The organism is Pseudoalteromonas sp. Cn5-37 (genome assembly GCF_021532495.1).
GTDB lineage: Bacteria > Pseudomonadota > Gammaproteobacteria > Enterobacterales > Alteromonadaceae > Pseudoalteromonas > Pseudoalteromonas simplex.
Genome location: NZ_JAKGBA010000001.1, coordinates 56,085 through 77,986, shown reverse-complemented (window position 1 = coordinate 77,986; position 21,902 = coordinate 56,085). Strand labels below are relative to the sequence as shown.

Genomic DNA, 21,902 nt, shown 5'->3' with positions numbered 1-21,902 from the left:
CGCTAGTATTAAGGAAAGGTGTGTGGAGTACAGCATGAATAATCAAAAATTAGCCGAATTTGAACAGTATTTTCAAATCAACGAGAGCAACCGTGTCAATTTGTATGCGGTTGAACCAAGTGCTGTGCCAAAAACCAATGCTGAACTTGAAGCGGATATCCCTGCCCTGTTTAAACTTGCCAACGAAGTGAACGAACTCGAGCAAACAAGTTTGCGGCCACTTCGTAATCTAGGTGATGTTGCACAAGAACTGGCGGCCTTTTTACAGGCGCAATCTCGTAAAATTGATTTAATCATGAGTCACATCTTAGCCTCAGAGCAGCCTGACGATAACGCAAACTATTGCGATAGTTATGGCGGTGGTGGTGTAAAACTTACCTCAGCTGATGTGTATGAATTAGGGCAAACATTTCGCACAAAGTTATTCTTACAACACGAAGCATCAGCTATTTATTGCTATACCGAATTAGTGGCCATTGAAAAATGTGATGATGATAAATACCAATACACATTATTGTTTACTGCCATTCGCGATGCTGACCAAGATTTAGTCGTAAGAGCGGCCCTGCACGCACAAACACGCCAACTAAAAAAACGTCAGCAAGAAAACAATCAGCAAGACAGTTAAAAATCACGCTTTATCGCGCACAAAAAGCTGACATCTATGGCTAAAATGCTAAACTAGCCCCACCTTAGTTTGTTTAATACCTTCATGAAATTTAGACTTTTACCTGAATGGGCTGAGCAAGATGCAGTTATGCTTACTTGGCCTCATCAAGACACAGATTGGGCAGCAAATTTAACCGCTGTTGAGCCTGTGTATGTAGCACTTTGCCAAGCAATAAGCCAACAGCAAGATGTTGTGATTGTAGCTCATGATAATGCCCTAAAAGCACATATTGAGGCATTACTTTCAAATGCAGATGTCGATGCTAAACGCATTCACTTTGTGGTGACACCGTGTAACGATACTTGGGCACGTGACCATGGCCCATTGACCTGTGCGAATATTGATGACGCAACAGAATTGAAAGTAATGGATTTTATTTTTAATGGGTGGGGCAATAAGTTTGCAAGTGATCTTGATAATCAAATTAATCAAGTACTTGTAAAGCAAGTCGCTAATTCTAAAAATGGCTATCAGCAAAGTGAGCTGGTTCTTGAAGGCGGTGGCGTCGAGATCAATGAACGCGGCGTGTTACTCACAACTAGCGAGTGCTTATTAAACCCAAATCGTAATCCTGAACTCACAAAAGCAGATATAGAACAAACGCTGGTTGAGCAACTAGGCGCTACGTCGTTTCTTTGGGTTGATCACGGTTACCTTGCGGGTGATGATACCGACGGCCATATTGATACGCTGGTACGTTTTGCCCCAAACAACACCCTTGTTTATGTTAAGTGCGACGATAAAAATGATGAGCACTTTGCAGCCCTTGATGCAATGGAAAAGCAACTGCAATCATTTAAAACAGCCGAGGGTGAAAACTACACGCTGATTGCCTTACCTTGGCCAAAAGCAGTGTTCGATGAAGATGGTGACAGATTACCTGCCACATACGCTAATTATTTAATTATCAATAAAACCGTTTTAGTACCAATTTATGGTGATGAAAACGATCAACTGGCGCTTGGTCAGGTTGCCAAAGCATACCCAGATCACACTGTAGTGGGTATTAATTGTGTGCCAATTATTCACCAATTTGGCAGCTTACACTGTATTACAATGCAATTACCGCGCGGCTTTTTAGCAGGAACAAACAATGACTAAACCAACGCATTTAAAGGTTGCTCTTGTTCAGCAATCAAACACCGATAATGCTCAAGACAATATGGCAAAATCAATTGCTGGTATTCGTGATGCAGCAAGCCAAGGCGCTAAGCTTATTGTTCTTCAAGAGCTACACCGTAGCTTGTATTTTTGCCAAACCGAAGATGTAGACGTTTTTGATTTAGCAGAAACAATCCCGGGCCCAAGCACAGACACCTTAGGTGCACTTGCCAAAGAACTTAATGTGGTGATCGTGTCATCATTATTCGAAAAGCGCGCTACAGGACTTTATCACAATACTGCTGTGGTACTTGAAACTGACGGCAGCATTGCCGGTAAATACCGTAAAATGCATATTCCTGATGACCCAGGCTTTTACGAGAAGTTTTATTTTACACCAGGTGATTTAGGTTTTGAGCCTATTCAAACCTCTGTCGGTAAACTTGGTGTATTAGTGTGTTGGGATCAATGGTTCCCTGAGGCTGCACGCTTAATGGCAATGGCCGGTGCTGAAATTTTAATTTACCCAACAGCCATTGGTTGGGACCCGCGTGATGAAAAAGACGAGCAAACACGTCAAAAAGACGCTTGGGTTATTTCCCAACGCGCTCATGCAGTTGCCAACGGCGTGCCGGTGATCAGCTGTAACCGTGTTGGCCACGAAAGTGATCCAAGCGGTCAAAGTGAAGGTATTCAGTTCTGGGGGAACTCGTTTATCGCGGGCCCTCAAGGTGAAATCTTAGCCGAAGCGAACAACAGCGATGAGCAAATATTAGTTGTTGAATTAGACCAAGCACGTAGTGAAAACATACGTCGAATTTGGCCTTACCTTCGTGATCGTCGTATCGATCACTATCAGGACTTAACCAAGATTTATCGAGACTAAGCAGTAAAAACAGTTTAAAGGAGTAGTAAATGGCGTTTGCGCAATGGGCAGCATTGCCTTGGGTAAAATCTGAAAAAGATAAAATTCAATGGGGACAACTTACCGGTAGCGGGCTTAGCATCGCCATCGCAGAAGGTGTAAAACAACACAACGAGCTGGTTGTGATTGTCACCCCAGATACGCCAAGCGCCCTACGCCTTGAAACTGAACTCGAATTTCTGTTGCCTGAAAACCCAGTCATGGTCTTCCCTGACTGGGAAACACTCCCTTACGATCATTTTTCGCCCCATCAAGATATTATTTCGGCGCGCTTAGCCACGTTAAATACCTTAAAAAAAGAACAACAAAGTGTATTAATCGTGCCAGTGTCGACCTTGATGCTGCGTACTGCCCCTGCTTCGTTTATTTATGGTTCAACCCTTAACTTTACAGTGGGCGATACCCTAGATACCCACACACTGCGTGAAAACTTAGAACAAGCGGGCTATTTACATGTACAACAAGTGATGGAGCATGGTGAATACGCGATTCGCGGCTCTATCGTTGACTTATACCCTATGGGTAGCCCGCACCCATTTCGTTTAGACTTTTTTGATGATGAGCTCGACAGCATTCGCTTATTTGATGTTGAAAGCCAACGTTCAGATGAAAAGGTCGACAAAATTGAGTTACTGCCAGCTCACGAATTCCCAACTAACGACGCTGACATTGAGCGTTTTCGTATCAACTATCGTGAACAATTTGGCGCAAGCTCTGAGCAAGACTCAATTTATATGCAGGTGACTAAAGGAACCTGGCCTGCGGGTATCGAATATTACATGCCACTGTTTTTTGATGAATTGGCAACTATTTTCGATTACCTACCAAGTAATACAACCTTTATGCATTTTGGTGATATTGAGCATGCTGCTGATCAGTTTTGGCATGATGTGAATGTACGCTATGAAAACCGCCGTGTTGATCCGCTCAGACCTTTACTTGAACCTGTAAAGCTGTATCAAAGTGTTAATGAACTATTCGGTGAATTTGGTAAATATGCGCGTATTCGTTTATCGCAAGCAAAATTAGGCACCAAAGCGGGTCACACCAATCTTGCTAGTAAAGAGCTGCCAAATGTTCGTATTGATCATAAGTTACATGAACCGTACCAAGGTTTAATTGACTATGTTGCCAGTGAGAAAAAACAAAAAGGTCGCGTGCTGCTCTCGGTTGAATCGGATGGCCGCCGCGAATCATTACTCACTTTATTAAAGCCAAGTGGTTTAAAGCTTAAAGAATTTGAATCGTTTAGCGATTTTACCAATAGTTCGAGTGATGTTGGCCTAATCGTTTCGCCACTTGAGCAAAGTGTGGTGCTAGACGGTAAACCGCGTTTAACTATTATCACAGAGCAAGAATTACTAGGCATTAAGGTTTCGCAGCGTCGACGCCGTAAACATAAATACGAAGCCAGCCAAGATGCGCTTATTCGTAACCTTGCTGAGCTACGCGAAGGCCAACCGATTGTGCACCTTGATCATGGTGTAGGCCGCTACCAAGGCCTTGAAACCATTGATGCTGCCGGTGTTATCACTGAGTTTGTTACGATCATCTACGCTAACGAGGCAAAACTATACGTGCCCGTTTCTGCGTTACATATGCTGAGCCGCTACTCAGGTGGTGAAGAAGCCTCTGCCCCGCTCCATAAATTGGGCTCCGATGCGTGGGAAAAAGCCAAGAAACGTGCCGCTGAAAAAGTGCGTGATGTGGCAGCTGAGCTATTAGATATTTACGCTAAACGCCAAGCAAAGCCTGGCAATAAATTTAAGCTTGATGGCAGTGCTTATCGTCAATTTAGCGACAGCTTCCCATTTGAAGAAACTGACGATCAACGCAACGCCATTGAGTCTGTGCTCGGTGATATGCAAAGTAAGCAAGCGATGGACCGTTTAGTATGTGGTGACGTAGGCTTTGGTAAAACCGAAGTGGCAATGCGCGCAGCCTTTGTGGCAGTGAATGACAACAAGCAAGTTGCGGTACTTGTACCAACCACACTGCTTGCACAGCAGCATTATGAAAACTTTAAAGACCGCTTTGCCGATTTACCAATTGAGGTTGGTGTTTTATCGCGTTTTAACTCAACCAAAGAGCAAAAAGACACCCTAGATAAAATGGCTGAGGGTAAATTAGATATCGTGATTGGTACTCACAAGCTTATTCAACAAGATATTCAATTTAAAGATTTGGGCTTATTGATTGTTGACGAAGAGCACCGTTTTGGAGTGCGTCAAAAAGAAAAAATCAAAGCATTACGTGCCGATGTCGATATTTTAACGCTCACAGCGACCCCTATCCCACGTACATTAAACATGGCGATGAGTGGTATGCGTGACTTATCAATCATAGCCACACCGCCTGCGAAACGTTTAGCGGTTAAAACCTTTGTAAGACAAAGAGATGCTGAACTTATTCGTGAAGCAATTCTGCGTGAGATTAAACGCGGTGGTCAGGTGTATTTCTTACATAATAATGTTGAAACCATAGACCGAGTTGCTGAAGAAATTAGCGAATGGGTACCTGAAGCCAGCGTAACAACGGCACATGGTCAAATGCGAGAGCGCGAGCTTGAACAAATTATGAGTGATTTTTATCACCAAAAATATAACGTGATTGTGTGTACCACCATCATCGAAACCGGTATCGATGTACCCACTGCCAACACCATAATTATGGATAGAGCCGATAAGCTGGGTCTGGCACAGCTGCATCAGTTGCGTGGTCGTGTAGGCCGAAGCCATCACCAAGCGTATGCCTACCTTCTCACTGGTAACCCAAAGTCACTTAGTAAAGATGCGGTTAAACGCCTTGAAGCGATTGAATCACTGGAAGACTTGGGTGCAGGTTTTGCGCTCGCAACTCATGACTTAGAAATTCGTGGTGCTGGTGAGCTGCTTGGTGATGATCAATCGGGTCAAATGCAAACCATTGGTTTTAGTTTGTATATGGAAATGCTTGAGCAAGCGGTTAACTCCCTCAAAGAAGGTAAAGAGCCAACCCTTGAGAACTTATTAGGTCAACAAACTGAGGTTGACTTAAAGCTGCCAGCGTTATTACCTGATGATTATATTCATGATGTAAACGTACGTTTAGGAATCTATAAACGCATTGCAAGCTGTGCTAACCTCAATGATATGGACGAGTTACAGGTAGAGCTGATTGACCGTTTTGGTCTACTACCTGACGCCACGAAAAACTTATTCAGCTTGCAGCAATTAAAACTGCAAGCAAGTAATATCGGCATTAAGAAAATTGAAGCAAACCCGAAAGGCGGTTATTTTGAGTTTAGCCAGCATACAAAGGTTAACCCTAGCTTCATTATAGGTTTGATACAAAGTGCACCGCAGGTGTATAAAATGGATGGCGCAAACAAACTGCGCTTTGCAATTAGCGAAGCCAACGCTCGCGAACGCTTAAAAATGGTCACTGCAATGATTGCAGATTTCGAAAAAAAGGTTAGCCATTAATGTTGTTTAGAAATAGTTTACTACTGCTTTGTTGCTTTTATACAAGCTCGTCATTTGCAGCACGTTGGTTCGAAATAGAAGTTCTTATTTATAAACAGCGCCCAGCCCCTTATTTACAGGAAGATTTCAGTTTAAAGCACGATGAGATCAAGGCTAAGCGTAGCAAAGATTTATTATCTCCTGCATACACAGCACAAGCGAAGCAAGCGTGTATTGAGGGTGATAGCCGCTTTCGCTCAAATTCGTTTACCGATTCTTTAGTGAATAGCAACCCTCACTCTAATGTATGTGACGACAGTGTTGATTTTTTAGCAAGCTATAATCAACTGCCTGTTACACCCGTTGTTGAGCCCCGTGAAGACACTGACGACATTTACTTAATGGCGCCAGAACAATTACAATTTGTTGAGCAAAAAAATCAGCTTGATAGAAAAGGCTTAACCCCTATTTTGCACACTGGCTGGCGTTTTCCTGAAACGAGTGAAAGAAACGCACCCAGTATCCGTTTATTTTCCGGTGAACACTTAGCAAAACACTCAACCCCAGTAGAGAATGAAAATAACGACTTTATAAGCCTAGTGGGCCCTACTGAGCGCTATATTCCCGACCAGCTGCAAAATGTGCCAAAGTGGGAATTTGATGGTTTAATGAAAATTTATGTTCGTCACTACCTATTTATAAACGCAGATTTTGATATTAGTCAGCGCCTAGAAAACGGTGATTACGAAAAAGCACGTTTTTCACAATTTAAACGTGTGATAAGTAACGAGATACATTATTTTGATCACCCACGTATGGGTATGATCGTGCAAATAAGACGCTACAACCATTAATGGATACAATTATGAAAAAATATATGGCAATTGCAGCAGCGGCTGCAACACTTACTTTAGCGGGTTGCTCAAAAGTAAATTTAGAGAACTACGAAAAAATTAAAATTGGCATGGATAAAACTGAGGTTGAAGCTATCTTAGGTTCAGCGGATAAGTGTGAAGAAAAGACATTACACACTAACTGTATTTGGGGTAACAAAGATAAAAATATCGAAATTACCCTAGTATCAGACAAAGTGTCGCTTTACAGCAAAACAGGTTTAGACGCTAAATAAACCGAAAAGGGTGGCCGAGGCCACCCTTTCATCTTTCATCTTTCATCTTTCATCTTTCATCTTTCATCTTTCATCTTTCATCTTTAAGAATATCAGTTTGCGAGTAAATGCGCTCAATATTCACAATTTTGCTGCGATTTAGCGTAATCTTGTAACGCTGATACAAAATTTCACCTTCGCTTTGTGTAAATACTAGTACCACATTTAACTGATAACGCCTCTCTACGGCTTTCTTAGAGATTTTATTACTATCAAGATGATAGAGCTTACCTTCACCCCGCTTTAAGTAGCGAGCAAACGGTGCCAAGCTAAATTGCATGGTTTGTTGCAAGGTATCGTAGCCTGGTAAAAACTCTTTCGCGTTAACTTGTGTTTCGCTTGCAAAATGCAGCCACTGAGCAGCTTGTTTATTTTGATGACGACGCTTTGAAAAAATTCTTCTTACCGCTTTAGGCAGGCGTTTAAAACTGGTGTATTCAAGCCAAATGTATTGGCTGGCAATTTTGTCTTTGGTTATGCTGTTTTTAAACTGAAACCGCCATTTTGGTCGCCCTCTTACGATAGCTCGCCAGATCACCCGTGTGATGTCTTCTTTAAATATTTCACGAAGACCATAAATAACACCCAAGATCAAAATCAAGGTTGCTGTTACTTCGGTAAAGTTTGAGCGAGCATTTAACACAACCAACATCACAAAGGCCATGATCACTGCGGTCACTGTGCCCTTTACCATGCGCTTTAAATAACTGTTTAAATGCCGTGTAGTGCGATTAAGTACCACCCCATGCTCAATTAAACGTTGTAACAGGCGCATTTTATTAGTGATACGGTTGGCATCTTCAAGTGTTGATTGCGAATTATATTCTTGCTCTTCACGGTAACTGTTTTCAGCTTTACAAAACTCTAATAGATCACTGCGCTCTTTTGCAAAATCACTACTGCGCGGCCCTTCATCCAGTAGTTTCAAAAATGACTGCTCTACATGCCAGCTTAAGTAGTTATCGGCGTTTTTATAAAATGGCAGCAGCTTTTCATCATCTGGGGTATAGCGTCTTAGCTTTTTCAACAAGCCTTTGGTTTGCTGGCACAACTCAATGGCTGCAGGGTAAAACTCATCGGCTTCTTGGTGTTTTAGGGTGTCTTTAATATCTGCATTCAGCGCGAGTCGAACTTGATAACAATATAAGTTTAAGTTTTGTCGATAATCCTGTTGTTCACCTTTGTTTTTACTAACAAAGCGGCTTCTCACTAAGGGTAAGTGAATGTTGTTAGCGTTATACGCAAGATGCGATTTAAAATTGTTGTTAAAGAAAGATTCTTCGCTCAGTGTTTGTGGGTTAACACTCATTTCATTCGGAATGGAAAAATACAGGTCGAGTCGTTGCTCTGTGCGTGGTTTAAGCTCAGGCTCAATAATGAAGGATAAGTTTTCGTCTTGTTTAAGCAATATCACCTCGTTTTTTAATAATGCTCCCTTAGTTTACGCGTTGATAGGCTTTCAGACAATAAAAAAGGCCCAGTAAAAACGGGGCCTTAGTAATCATTTCAAACTAGATTAGAACTTAACGTTAATACCAGCGTGGAAACGACGACCTAATACATCATATGTGTACGGGTCAGTGTTTGAGTCATTGTTACCAGTGTAATATGGTGGTTGTTTATCAAATAAGTTGTTAACACCTGCAGAAAGTGTAATTGAGTCATTGATAAGGTATGAACCACTGATATCATGGTAAATAACCGTTGGTGTTGTAGGCGCATAACATGAATCTTCATCACCGATACATGCAAAACTATCCATACCAGCAATATAACGAGCTTGGTACTGAGCATCCCAGTTATCACCAGCAACATTAATTGTTAGGTTTGATTTAAGATCTGCATAACCACCAGAGCCTGACGTAATAACACCTGCGTAGTCAACAGGTTCACCAGTAACTTGAACAACATACTCGTCTAAGTAAGTTGTATCTAAGCCCGCTTTCCAGTTAAGGCCAGCAGCTTCAAATGAGTAAGAAAGATTTAAATCGATACCAGATGTTTTTTCAGAACCAATGTTTTGTAGCTGGTTATTGAAAATGATACGACCCGTTGAATCGATTGATACATTTGCCGAGTTACATAACGCAGAACCATTATTTGCATCTGTCTTCAAACACTGATCAACAATGTATTGGTTATCTACTGTCGCAATCGCATTTTCAATTTCGATATCGTAGTAATCTAGCGTCATGCTGAAGCCTTCAAACCACTCAGGCTCATAGACGATACCAGCAGTTAAAGTATCAGCTTCTTCAGGTGTTAAAGATGAGTTACCACCTACAGTAACTTCTGCTTGGTCTTGCGCACCAGGGTACTCAACTTGTTCGAATGAAGGTGAGTTACCAGAATAAAGCTCTGAAACAGTTGGTGCACGGAATGCTGTTGATACAACACTACGTAGCATTAACTCATCGTTTACTTTCCAAGTTAAACCAAGTTTCCAAGTCTCATCTGAACCAAATGTGCTGTAATCAAATGCACGGATAGCAGCGCTTAATTCTACATTTTGTGCAAGTGGCGCATCTGCAAGAAGTGGTAATGCAAATTCAACATATGCTTCGTTTACATCAAAACCACCTGATGTTGGCTCAACCATCGGATCATTAGCTAGGCCTTGAGCAGTTAAAGAATCAGGCGTGTACCAAGCTTTTTCTTGACGGCGCTCAACACCTGCTGCGAATGCTGCATAACCTGCTGGTAATTCAAATAACTCACCTGATACAGAAGCCGCTAGGATAAATAGTTGACTACCACCATTATTTACTTCAGTGTAAACGTTTCTACGGAAACCTTCAGAAGTCCAAGCATTTTGATCTAGTGGGTTAAATGTGCCCACAACTTGACCTTCATCATTCGTGTACATAATGCTATCAGTTAATGAACCAATATTGTGAAGGTTGCTCAATTTATCTACTGAATCATTACGACCAAAGTTAGCAGATACATCCCATGAATAGTCACCGATGAAACCATCAGCACCAATTACAGCACGAACAGTATCTACAGATTGCTCAAAATAACGTGCGCCAGTGTCTGACATACGACGACCGTAGAAAATTTTATCGCCATACGCGTAATTAGCTGTTTCAGTGATGTAGTTACCATCTGCATCACGGTCAGCAATACCATCGCCATCACGGTCAACTTTACTGTTATATGTTTGACCTAATAGTGAGTCACCCATTGATTCATCATAAGTAAAACCAAACCAAATTGGTTGAGCAGCCATTTGTTGCTCAGACCAACGCTTAGTATAAGTGAACTCAGTGAATAAACGCGTCTCGTCGCTTAGTTCATAAGTAGCAAGACCTGTTAAGTTTAAGCGCTCCATTGGCGTGTAAAGGTAGCTATCAGGTGCAAAGTTGTAACGATCAGCATCAGTAAATGGGTGTAAACCACCAAGACCGCTCAAACCACTATCTTGGTGGGCTAGGCCAGAAGTAATTGGATTACCATCTGCATCTACAGACTCACCCGCTTTATTTACATCACCAATTGTACCGTCTTGCCAAATGTGACCACCTTCAGCATAAACAGAACCGCCGTTACAGTTTAAACCATTAGCGCCTTCAGAGATTGGGCAATCAGAAAAGTCACGGTCAGATTGTTTTGCTTTGCCACGATCGGTGTATTGCATACCGATAACAATGTTACCTTTATCAAAAGACGAACCAACTGTGAAGTCGAATGAATTCTCTGTTGCATCACCTTCACCAGTGATTGCAGAGTTAACATTCATGTCAAGACCTTCAAAATCGTCTTTTAAGATGATGTTAACAACACCAGCTACCGCATCAGTACCGTAAACAGCAGAAGCACCGTCTTTAAGTACCTCAACAGATTTGATCATAGAAACAGGAATTGTATTTAAGTCAACAGTAGATGCCGCACCTGTACCAGATGCAATCATACGACGACCATTTACTAAAACTAATGTGCGGCTAGCACCTAAACCACGTAAATCAATACGTGCGTTACCACCAGAACCATTATTTACGCCTGGGTTAGTCATCGCGCCGCCTGTTGCGGTCATTTTTTGTAATACGCTATCGATGCTTGTTGCACCCATTGCTTTGATGTCATCTGCACCAATTAATGTTACTGGGCTTGCGTTTTCCATATCAGAACGCTTAATGCGAGAACCCGTAACTTGAATTTTTTCAATAGACTCTGCTGCATCATCAGCAGCTAAAACTTGCATGCTTGAGAACATTGGGATTGCTGAAACAACAGCTAAACCAAGAATTGATTTTTTCATGTGAAAACCCTACTTGTTGGAAATTTACCTTTAGTTAGGTAGCGCTCGTTATTATTAGAATCACGAGTCAGCGGAGGGCAACTTAGGCGTAGTTAACTGAACGAAAACTGAATGAAAGACTAAATAAAAAACAACCCAAAAATGACGTACCAACTTTAGGTAATAAGGTTTCACGATGTATCAATGTTAATAGAAAAAAACACTTACATATCAGGAAAATAACATTATTAAGTAGCAAAAAAAACACGATTGAAATCAATTGCACGCACTTTGTAATCAAGTGTAATCAGAGCCCAATTAATGCTACAAATGAAATTTTTACAAGTTGATCACACAACGTTATAAAAACCGTAAAAGCTTGGTAAGACTGCTAACCATAGTTATTCACTTAAATTAACTAAATAGACAAAGTTAGTCTGTTAAACAGTGTATTAGAGGATGATTTTTTGTTTTTGTTCCGTCAGTTTGTAATACCGTATAAAAATACGGCTAATAAAGAACATCAAAGTAAAAAAAGGTGAAGCAGAAATTGCGCTAATCACAGCTTTTAGATAATTAAAAACTGCGATCAACAATAATGAAGGAAGATGTTATCGAGTTTGCAGTGAATCGAAATAATAAAGCAAGGTTTGAGGTTGATTATCGCCAGAAGTATAAGTGAGCATCATTTTCCAAGTCATAACAGGTTCAGAGCATGCGCCAACCATAGTATCAGCAACCCAAACTTGCCCTGTCTGTTTAAACTGCAGTGGGATAAAACCCATATACATGGTGACACCTTCAAGTTTTGCTGAGAGGTTTTTAGCCTCCTTTGGTAACATTAGGTTAATCGTAAACGGTGTTTCTGGACTGATATCTGGGTTACTTAGCCAAACTTCTACATTATTTGGGTAATTGCAATGACTATTGTTCTGACAACTTGTACTTGTGCTGCCCTTATCTATACTTTGGCTATCACATGCAGCTAAAAAAAGACTAAAAAGGAACACGGGAAATAAGCTTATTCGCACTCTATTTGCCTGTATAAAATAAAGTCAGATACTAATTAGAATGCCCAAAAAAGACAACAGGCACCTAATAATAAGTCAATAAAAATACAATCTCTGACAAAAAATAACCAACAAAGCGCTAAAATTTGATTGATGTCATAATTTTATGCAATTGACCTATCTTTTTAAGGTCAAAAATTTTATCATTTCCATCGCAAAAATAAGGGTTTCTCGAGTTTGTTTTCTGAAGCTAGCACCGCTAAGTTGGCTTTAGGTAACACGCTTGTGAAGTAATAGTAGGCCCCACTTTGAATAAAAGTGGGTAATTCATTTCTAAAACGCATTTATTGCAGCGGAAGCCAGAAAATGAGCCAAACAGTAGCATCACAAACTGAGTACAATTATAAAGTTGTACGCCAATTCGCTATTATGACAGTGATTTGGGGCATCGTTGGCATGAGTGTTGGGGTTCTGATTGCTGCCCAATTAGCTTGGCCAGCACTTAACTTTGATACACCATGGTTAACTTACTCTCGACTACGTCCGTTACACACGAACGCAGTAATTTTCGCATTTGGTACAAGTGCACTTTTTGCGACGTCTTATTACGTCGTACAACGTACATGTCAAACGCGCCTTTTCTCAGATAAATTAGCAGCCTTCACCTTCTGGGGTTGGCAACTTGTTATCGTACTAGCAGCGATTACCTTACCATTAGGTATCACAAGCTCAAAAGAATACGCAGAACTTGAATGGCCAATCGATATTCTTATCGCCGTTGTTTGGGTAACTTACGCAGTGGTATTCTTTGGTACGTTAATCAAGCGTAAAGTATCGCACATCTATGTTGCGAACTGGTTCTACGCTGGTTTCATCATTACTGTTGCCGTTTTACACATTGTAAACAGCATGGCAATTCCAGTTTCACTAACTAAATCATACTCTATTTACGCAGGTGCTGTAGATGCAATGGTTCAGTGGTGGTACGGTCACAACGCTGTTGGTTTCTTATTAACTGCTGGTTTCTTAGGTATGATGTACTATTTCGTACCAAAACAAGCAGGCCGCCCTGTTTATTCTTACCGTTTATCGGTTGTTCACTTCTGGGCTCTTGTTTCTTTATACATCTGGGCAGGTCCTCACCACCTACACTACACTGCGCTTCCAGACTGGACGCAAAGCTTAGGAATGGTTATGTCAGTTATCCTATTCGTTCCATCTTGGGGTGGTATGATCAACGGTATCATGACGTTATCAGGTGCATGGCATAAACTACGTACTGACCCAGTACTTCGTTTCTTAGTTGTTTCTCTATCTTTCTACGGTATGTCTACGTTCGAAGGCCCAATGATGGCTATTAAGTCAGTTAACGCGCTTTCTCACTACACTGACTGGACTGTAGGTCACGTACACTCAGGTGCACTAGGTTGGGTTGCAATGATTTCTATCGGTGCTATCTATCACCTAATCCCTGCACTATTCTCACAAGGCCGTATGTACAGTGTTAAACTAGTTAACACGCACTTCTGGTTACACACTGTGGGTGTTGTTCTATACATCGTAGCAATGTGGATCTCTGGTGTAATGCAAGGTCTAATGTGGCGTGCAGTAAACTCAGACGGTACGTTAATGTACAGCTTTGTACAGTCATTAGAAGCTTCGTATCCGTTCTATATCATGCGTTTCCTAGGCGGTGTATTCATCGTAACAGGTATGCTAATTATGGCTTACAACGTTTATCGTACTATTGCAGCGAAGAAAGATTCGCTTCAACTAGACGCTGACGCACAATTGGCATAATGGAGTAGCACGATGAGCAATAATAATTCACAAAACAAACACGAAATAGTCGAAAAGAACGTTGGCCTAATGGCTATCTTGACTGTCTTTGCAATCAGCTTTGGTGCATTAGTTGAGATTACTCCACTCATGTTCCAAGACGATACGACTAAACCTGTTGATGGCTTACGCCCTCTTACAGCGTTAGAAATGGAAGGCCGTGATATCTACGTGCGTGAAGGTTGTTACAACTGTCACTCACAAATGATTCGTCCTTTCCGTGACGAGGTTGAGCGTTACGGTCACTACTCTGTAGCTGGTGAGTCAGTATGGGATCACCCCTTCCAATGGGGTTCTAAGCGTACTGGTCCTGACTTAGCGCGTGTTGGTGAGCGTTACTCAGACGATTGGCACCATGCTCACTTAATGGATCCACGTGCAGTGGTTCCTGAGTCAAACATGCCAGCGTTTCCTTGGTTAGACGAAAACAGAGTCGATACGACCCATACACTTAAAAAGCTTCAAATATTCCGTGATAGCTTCGGAATTGATAAAACGAGCGACCGTTACGACGGTAAAGGTTACGGAAGTGACGAAGAGCTACAAGCTGACATTGCGAAAATCGAAGCCATGAACGGTGGTCAAGGTGCAACTGAAATGCAAGCTCTAATCGCTTACTTACAACAGCTTGGCACACACTTGAAGTAATTATTATGGATTACGGAACATACAGAGGCATTTTGACTCTGGTAATTTTAGTACTGTTTATTGTGATTGTTGTATGGGCATACAGCAAGCGTAGCAAACGCCGTTTTGACGATGCTGCTAATGCCATATTTGAAGATGAAAAAAAACACAACAACACAATCTCTAATGAGGAAAAGGAGTCTGAGAAATGACTAGCTTTTGGAGTATATGGGTTATTGTATTAACCCTAGCGTGTCTTGCTATCATCTTCGGCCTACTTCTGTGGAACTTAAAAAACTACGCAGGTGTGAAAGAAGGCGAAAGCTGTGGTCACGAATTTGACGGCATTGAAGAACTTAACAACCCACTACCAAAATGGTGGACTTATATGTTCTTCGCGACATTTATTTGGTCTGTATACTACCTTGCTGCTTACCCAGGTTTAGGTAACTGGGAAGGTTTAGGTAAATGGACAAGTTCTAACCAAGGTATTACCTCTTTAGCTGAGTCTAAAGAAGCGACTGAACAAGCATTAGCTAACGGTGAGAACGTTCAATTAGACCAAGAATTTATCGCTGCTGATGAGCGTTTTGGCCCAATCTTTGAGTCATTCGCAAAACAAGATATTGAAACACTAGTTAAAGACGAAAAAGCGCTTGAGATTGGTCAACGTTTATTCTCTCAAAACTGTGCACAATGTCATGGTTCAGATGCACGTGGTGGTCAAGGCTTCCCTAACCTAACAGATAACGATTGGTTATACGGCGGTTCACCAGACAAGATCAAAGAAACACTTCTTTACGGTCGTGTTGCTGCGATGCCACCTTGGGGTGATGCGCTTGGCGAGCAAGGCATTAAAGAAATGACTGCTCACGTACTTAGCCTTTCTGGCCGTACTGTTAACCAAAAAGACGCTGCTGCAGGTGCTGCTAAGTTTGCAATGTGTGCTGCGTGTCACGGTGCTGACGGTAAAGGTTCAGTTGCACACAATTTACCATTTGGTGCACCTAACCTAACAGATAACATCTGGTTATACGGTGGTTCTAAACGTGCTGTTGAAGAAACACTAATCAATGGCCGCGCCGGTGTAATGCCAGCATGGAAAGACATTTTAGGTGAAGATAAAGTTCACTTATTAACAGCGTACGTTTACAGCTTATCGCAAGATAAATAACCACGCGGTTAATAAAATGTATAAACAATTAATCTTTTAATTCAATAGATTAATTAAGATCAAAAAAGCCTCCATCTGGAGGCTTTTTTTTAGTCTTTTGCTTTTAAATCCGATAAAATGCGTACAACGTTTTTAAAGGTATAAGTACTATGAAACCCACTCCTTGGTATAAAAACTTTTGGCCATGGTTTTTAATCTCTTTTCCTCTTGCAGCTATCATCGGCTGTGCTGGTCTTATTTATATGGCAATTGGCAACGGCCCAGATATGGTTGTTGACGATTATTATAAAAAAGGCAAGGCAATTAACCTTGAACTCAGCAAATTTAATAAAGCAAAAGCACTTTACTTACATGGCGATTTAAATGTTGCAGACGACAAAGTAACATTCACTTTCACCAAGGGTGATGCAAGCAATGTTCACTCTTTAAAAATGTCTTTTTATCATCGCACCATTAAAGCCAATGACTTTGATGTAAGCTTAATGAAAAACGCCCATGGCGATTTTACTGCCCTACTCGACACCCATGTTGACGGTGCATACACAGTGTTTATTGAACCAATCGATAACAGTTGGAAACTTAAAGAAGATGTCATTTTGCCAACTGATAAAACGATTTCGATTAGCCCTGAATATAAGTAGTAAACTCTAATGTCCGATAATTGCTTTCATTGTCTTGAAAGTGTGCCAAAAGGCTTTAATGCGACTGTCGAAATAGACGGTAAGGCACAACCTATGTGTTGTATTGGTTGCCAAACGGTTGCTGAGAATATCGTCGCCCAAGGCATGACCGATTATTATAAATTTAGAACTGTACGCTCTGGTAAAGTTGAACAGCTTGTTCCAGAGCAACTCGAGTTGATTAAAAGTTACGATAACGAAGATATTCAAGACGAGTTTATTTCAGCCACTAATGATTTATCAGAAGTACTATTAACGGTTGAAGGCATCACCTGTGCTGCCTGTGCTTGGTTAATCGAAAAACAACTACTTAACTTAAAAGCAATCAAACGTGTTGATGTAAATACTTCGACCAACCGTGCCATGATCCAATGGGATAAATCGGTTACACCGCTTAGCCAAATTATCACCTCATTACACGAAATCGGCTATAAAGCCTATCCATTTCAGGCAGACCTTGAAGCAAGCCAAAAACAGCAAGCCGCGAAAGCTTATATCCGCCGTTTAGGGGTTGCCGGTCTGATGACCATGCAAGTAATGATGTTTGCTTTCGCCATGTATTTTGGCATGTTCTCTGGCATGGAAGAGAACTTCGAGCAGTATTTTCGCTGGATAAGTTTAGTGCTTGCTTCTCCAGTTATTCTTTACAGTGCCCTACCATTCTTAACCAATGCCATTAATGGTTTAAAAGCCAAACAGCTGAATATGGACTTACCAGTCTCATTAGCTATTTTTGGTGCTTATGGGGCAAGCTGTTATGCCACATTAATGTCGGTTGGCGAAGTTTATTTTGAATCTATCTGTATGTTTACCTTCTTATTATTATTAGGTAAATATTTAGAATTTAGAGCCCGTTTAAAAGCCAGTGAATTTACCGCTAACTTGCAAAAGTTACTGCCTCTTACAGCTCGTATTATCGATGAGAATAACCAAGAATCGATAATTGCGGCCAAAAAACTAAAACTGGGTGATGTTGTATTAATCAAAGCAGGCGAGACTATTCCTGCTGATGGTATTGTTACAAAAGGTCAAACAACCGTTGATGAAGCCATGATGACGGGCGAGCATCAACCCGTTAATAAGTTTGTCAGCCATCAAGTTTACGCAGGAACGATTAACCACGATGGCGTGATCAGTATTGAGATCAACAAAATCGGTCAAAATACCCTGCTTAATCAAATTATTAAGTTGCAACACACAGCGTTAACCAAACGCCCGCGATTAGTTGAGATCACAGATAAAGTAGCACAGTGGTTTGTTGCCTGCTTATTAGTATTTGCCTCAATAACAGCGATTGGTTGGTATCAAATAGACCCCGAGCATGCCTTTTGGGTGACTATTTCTGTACTTGTTGCTACCTGCCCTTGTGCGCTTAGTTTAGCGATTCCAACTGCCCTAACTTGTGCAGTTGCAAGCTTAACAAAGCGTGGGATTTTAATTAAGCAAGCCCACGTATTAGAAACGCTACCACAATTAACTGATATCGCCTTTGATAAAACAGGTACCTTAACGCAAGGTCGCTTTACCATTGAACGCGTTGAGCTAGTAAACAGCCAGTACAGTGAAGCTGATGCATTACGCTTATCTGCCCAACTTGAAAGCTTCTCTGAGCACCCTATAGCTAATGCATTTGCTGGTTTCAACGACTCAATAAACCCAATTGAGAATGTGACTATCGAACCGGGTAAAGGCATTACCGCTTTACTCAATGATCAACACCTTGCGATAGGTAAAAGCGGTTGGTTTGATACCGAAAAAGCTGATGCTCAAGCAACCTTGTATATCGATAAACAAGTCATTGCGCGCTTTTACTTAGCAGACAGCTTACGTGATAACGCAGAAAAACTGATTACTAAACTTCATTCGCAACAAATTAATTGCCATATGTTAACGGGCGATGCCTCTAACAGTGGTGAGCGAATTGCAAAACAGCTAAATTTAGATACCGTGCATGCAGCATGCAGCCCTCGCGATAAACAAGCCCATGTTGAAACATTGGCAGCTAAAGGTGCCATTGTTGCTATGGTTGGTGATGGCGTGAATGACAGCCCTGTATTTGCCAGTGCCCATTTATCTATCGCAATGGAAACCGGCGCTGATATTTCCAAAAATAGTGCTGATGTGGTATTACTCAATAGTGATCTAACGGCTATAGAACATTTGCTTACTGTCTCGAAAAAGACGCGCCGTATTGTTAAGCAAAACTTGGCATTATCACTTATTTACAATGGTTCGATTTTACCATTGGCAGCCCTCGGGCTCGTAGCTCCTTGGATGGCCGTCATCGGTATGTCTGCAAGCTCCATTTTGGTTATTACCAACTCATTAAGGTTATTAAAACTATGAGTATCATCTATATGCTTATCCCAATTGCCATTTTATTTGTGCTAATTGCAATTGGGGTATTCTTTTGGGCTGTAAAAAGCGAGCAGTTTTCTGATTTAAATAAACAGGGTCACAGTATTCTGTTCGAAGACGATAAAGAGCAGCATAACAAAAGTAATGATTGATCCGCTGTTTATTAGTGCATTTATAATGGGCTTGTTAGGCAGTGGTCACTGCCTAGCTATGTGTGGTGGCATTGCCAGTAGTTTACAACTTGCCGCCAACAAAAACCGTGCAGTGAGCTTTTCGGTTGCTTATAACCTAGGCCGAGCACTCAGTTATATGCTGGCCGGTGCTCTTGTAGCAGGAATTAGTAGTCGCTTTGCAGCGCAAAATACTTCTATATCGATAGCGTTGTCGTTTTTGAGTGGTATTTTTATGCTACTAGTTGGGGTTTACATAATGCGCTTAGCGGCAACCCTACAGTGGCTAGAAAAACTAGGCAAGGCGCTAATATGGCAGCATTTAGCTAAACTCAATCGTTTTTTATTACCGGTCGATACAACCCCTAAAGCCTTGCTTTATGGCGCTTTGTGGGGTTGGTTACCCTGTGGCCTAGTTTATTCTGCGTTAACCTGGGCACTCACAAGCCCATCAGCTCTTCACGGTGCAGGCGTAATGTTATTTTTTGCTTTGGGAACTTTTCCAGCAATGATCAGTGTTGGTCTTGTTAGTCAAAAAATAAATACTCTTTTTAACCATGTTTGGATAAGGGTTATTCTAGGCAGCGTAATAATATGGTACGGTATATACTTATTAATTATAGCAACCGATAAGTTAGTTCATTAACCTAAAGTTGTTAACCTATTTGAATGGATTTGATGTATGGACTTCTCACAAAACAAGTCAAAAGGCTTATGCACAATTAGCTGTAATAATTGCAGTATCAGCCAGCTATGTTTGCCATTTTCATTAAACGGTCAAGAAATGGATCGTCTCGATGAAATCATCGAACGTAAAAAGCCTCTACACAAAGGTGATTATTTATTTGAGTCTGGCGAAAGCTTAAATGCTATTTATGCGGTACGCTCTGGTTCATTTAAATCGTATACCTTGTCTGAGCAAGGTGATGAGCAAATTACTGGCTTTCACTTGGCTGGTGATTTAGTCGGTTTCGATGCAATCAACAAAATGGCTCATCAAAGCTTTTCGCAAGCCCTTGAAACTTCAATGGTATGTGAAATTCCATTCGATACTCTAGACGAATTAGCAGGTAAATTACCTAAGCTACGCCAACAAATTATGCGTTTAATGAGTAATGAGATTAACTACGACCAAGAAATGTTATTGTTACTCAATAAAAAGTCAGCTGAAGAGCGTCTAGCAAGTTTTATTTATAATCTTGCAGAGCGTTTTGGTGAACGTGGTTTCTCACGTAAAGAATTCCGTTTAACCATGACACGTGGTGAAATCGGTAATTATTTAGGCCTTACTGTTGAAACAATTAGCCGCCTTTTAAGCCGCTTCCAAAAAGCGGGCTTTATTAAAGTTGAAGGCAAATTTATCACCATTTTGGACCAGCAAGCGCTTGCAGCAACCGCAGCGATTAAATGTAAATAGAGTTTGATTTAACGCAACTTTATATTGTTTGCCCCTTTAACTGTTCTAAATTTAGGTTACACTCAAAGTACTACTTTTTGCGGAACAGTTAAGGAGCAGCACATGGACGCAATTAAACGAATTTTAGCAGTTATAGACCCAACCAAAGAGCAGCAACATAGTTTAAGCCGCTCAATTGATCTAGCCAAAAAATCTGGCGCGACCATCACCGCTTTCCTCAGTATCTACGACTTCTCTTACGAAATGACCACTATGCTTTCTGCTGATGAGCGTGAAGCAATGCGAGAGGCCGTAATAAAAGACCGCCAAGAATGGTTAAACGAGCAAATTGCCCTTTATCCTGAACTAACCATTGATAGCTGTGTTGTTTGGCACAATCGCCCTTACGAAGCCATTATCAATACGGTAATTAACGATGGTTTTGATCTTGTTGTAAAAAGCACCCATCAACACGATACACTTAAATCGGTTATTTTCACCCCAACTGACTGGCACCTCATTCGTAAGTGCCCTGCTCCAGTTTTACTTGTTAAAGAGAAAGAGTGGCCAGCAAAAGGCAATATTTTAGCTGCTGTAAACGCAGTGAGTGAGAATGAACAACACCTTGAACTTAACAAGCGTATTATTAATGACGCTCGCTTCATTTGTGACTTGGCCAACGCCACCCTTAACTTAGTAAATGCCTACCCAGCAACGCCGGTTAATATCGCGATTGAAATTCCTGAGTTTAACCCTGGTGTTTACAACGAATCAGTTAAAAAACATCACTTTGAATCAACGCTTTCATTAGCTGAAGGCTTTGATATTGACCAAGCTCATTGCCACATTGAAGAAGGCTTACCTGAAGATGTTATTCCTGATGTGGCTGCACGCCTCAACAGCGAATTAGTAGTGATTGGTACAGTTGGACGTACTGGCTTAAGTGCAGCGCTTATCGGTAACACAGCAGAGCATGTTATTGATAGCCTTGACTGCGATGTATTAGCACTAAAACCAGACGGCTATGTAAGCCCACTTGCTAAATAACCTATTGAATAGATATTAAAAAAGCCCCAATTTGGGGCTTTTTTATATATACAG

The 21,902-nt window shown here is 41.2% G+C and carries 19 protein-coding genes; 16 read left to right on the top strand and 3 right to left on the bottom strand.

Annotated features, from left to right (window positions below; all coding sequences use genetic code 11):
- The first annotated feature begins 34 nt into the window (after positions 1–34).
- From L1266_RS00375 to L1266_RS00350, 6 genes are all read left to right on the top strand, one after another.
- The gene (locus L1266_RS00375) at positions 35–628 is read left to right on the top strand and encodes a PilZ domain-containing protein (RefSeq protein WP_058584935.1); all 594 of its coding nucleotides are present in this window, start codon (positions 35–37) and stop codon (positions 626–628) included.
- A gap of 84 nt (positions 629–712) precedes the next feature.
- A complete protein-coding gene (locus L1266_RS00370) occupies positions 713–1,771 on the top strand; it encodes an agmatine deiminase family protein (protein WP_235376551.1) in 1,059 nt (352 codons plus the stop codon).
- On the top strand, positions 1,764–2,657 hold the full coding sequence (locus tag L1266_RS00365) for a carbon-nitrogen hydrolase (protein WP_235376550.1): 894 nt from the start codon (positions 1,764–1,766) through the stop codon (positions 2,655–2,657). The genes L1266_RS00370 and L1266_RS00365 overlap by 8 nt, the downstream gene beginning before the upstream one ends.
- 29 nt (positions 2,658–2,686) lie before the next feature.
- Positions 2,687–6,160, top strand: coding sequence for a transcription-repair coupling factor (gene mfd / locus L1266_RS00360; protein ID WP_235376549.1), 3,474 nt, complete (start codon positions 2,687–2,689; stop codon positions 6,158–6,160).
- Complete coding sequence (locus L1266_RS00355; protein WP_235376548.1) at positions 6,160–6,993, top strand: peptidoglycan binding protein CsiV; 834 nt, start codon at positions 6,160–6,162, stop codon at positions 6,991–6,993. The genes mfd and L1266_RS00355 overlap by 1 nt, the downstream gene beginning before the upstream one ends.
- Positions 6,994–7,004: 11 nt before the next feature.
- The gene (locus tag L1266_RS00350) at positions 7,005–7,268 is read left to right on the top strand and encodes a hypothetical protein (protein ID WP_054553091.1); all 264 of its coding nucleotides are present in this window, start codon (positions 7,005–7,007) and stop codon (positions 7,266–7,268) included.
- Positions 7,269–7,338: 70 nt separating this feature from the next.
- Here the strand turns inward: L1266_RS00350 and L1266_RS00345 are convergent, their stop codons facing one another.
- The 3 genes from L1266_RS00345 to L1266_RS00335 all read right to left on the bottom strand — a co-directional run bounded on the left by L1266_RS00345 (position 7,339) and on the right by L1266_RS00335 (position 12,557).
- Entirely contained in the window at positions 7,339–8,715 is a 1,377-nt protein-coding gene (locus L1266_RS00345) for a hypothetical protein (protein ID WP_235376547.1), read from the bottom strand.
- A 108-nt stretch (positions 8,716–8,823) separates the two neighbouring features.
- Positions 8,824–11,568: a TonB-dependent receptor plug domain-containing protein gene (locus L1266_RS00340; RefSeq protein WP_235376546.1), complete on the bottom strand. Its 2,745-nt coding sequence runs from the start codon at positions 11,566–11,568 to the stop codon at positions 8,824–8,826.
- Between the two features lie 590 nt (positions 11,569–12,158).
- Entirely contained in the window at positions 12,159–12,557 is a 399-nt protein-coding gene (locus L1266_RS00335; RefSeq protein ID WP_235376545.1) for a hypothetical protein, read from the bottom strand.
- A 366-nt stretch (positions 12,558–12,923) separates the two neighbouring features.
- Here L1266_RS00335 and ccoN point away from each other — a divergent pair, with 366 nt between their 5' ends.
- The 10 genes from ccoN (at position 12,924) to uspE (ending at position 21,848) form a co-directional block, all read left to right on the top strand.
- A complete protein-coding gene (ccoN, locus tag L1266_RS00330; protein WP_036967883.1) occupies positions 12,924–14,357 on the top strand; it encodes a cytochrome-c oxidase, cbb3-type subunit I in 1,434 nt (477 codons plus the stop codon).
- 12 nt (positions 14,358–14,369) lie between these two features.
- Entirely contained in the window at positions 14,370–15,044 is a 675-nt protein-coding gene (gene ccoO / locus L1266_RS00325) for a cytochrome-c oxidase, cbb3-type subunit II (protein ID WP_235376544.1), read from the top strand.
- Positions 15,045–15,049: 5 nt separating this feature from the next.
- Positions 15,050–15,235, top strand: a complete 186-nt coding sequence (locus L1266_RS00320) for a cbb3-type cytochrome oxidase subunit 3 (protein ID WP_010373992.1) — start codon at positions 15,050–15,052, stop codon at positions 15,233–15,235.
- Positions 15,232–16,197, top strand: a complete 966-nt coding sequence (ccoP, locus tag L1266_RS00315) for a cytochrome-c oxidase, cbb3-type subunit III (protein ID WP_054553055.1) — start codon at positions 15,232–15,234, stop codon at positions 16,195–16,197. Before L1266_RS00320 ends, ccoP begins: the two co-directional genes overlap by 4 nt.
- Before the next feature lie 149 nt (positions 16,198–16,346).
- Positions 16,347–16,838 (top strand): FixH family protein, encoded by a 492-nt coding sequence (locus L1266_RS00310; protein ID WP_054553054.1) that lies wholly within the window; start codon positions 16,347–16,349, stop codon positions 16,836–16,838.
- A 9-nt stretch (positions 16,839–16,847) separates the two neighbouring features.
- Positions 16,848–19,223 (top strand): heavy metal translocating P-type ATPase, encoded by a 2,376-nt coding sequence (locus L1266_RS00305; RefSeq protein ID WP_235376543.1) that lies wholly within the window; start codon positions 16,848–16,850, stop codon positions 19,221–19,223.
- The gene (ccoS, locus tag L1266_RS00300) at positions 19,220–19,387 is read left to right on the top strand and encodes a cbb3-type cytochrome oxidase assembly protein CcoS (RefSeq protein ID WP_054553052.1); all 168 of its coding nucleotides are present in this window, start codon (positions 19,220–19,222) and stop codon (positions 19,385–19,387) included. Before L1266_RS00305 ends, ccoS begins: the two co-directional genes overlap by 4 nt.
- On the top strand, positions 19,380–20,051 hold the full coding sequence (locus L1266_RS00295) for a sulfite exporter TauE/SafE family protein (RefSeq protein WP_138600032.1): 672 nt from the start codon (positions 19,380–19,382) through the stop codon (positions 20,049–20,051). The genes ccoS and L1266_RS00295 overlap by 8 nt, the downstream gene beginning before the upstream one ends.
- A 36-nt stretch (positions 20,052–20,087) precedes the next feature.
- Positions 20,088–20,822, top strand: coding sequence for an FNR family transcription factor (locus tag L1266_RS00290; RefSeq protein ID WP_054553050.1), 735 nt, complete (start codon positions 20,088–20,090; stop codon positions 20,820–20,822).
- Between the two features lie 102 nt (positions 20,823–20,924).
- Positions 20,925–21,848 (top strand): universal stress protein UspE, encoded by a 924-nt coding sequence (uspE, locus tag L1266_RS00285; RefSeq protein ID WP_235376542.1) that lies wholly within the window; start codon positions 20,925–20,927, stop codon positions 21,846–21,848.
- The last annotated feature ends 54 nt before the right edge of the window (positions 21,849–21,902 follow it).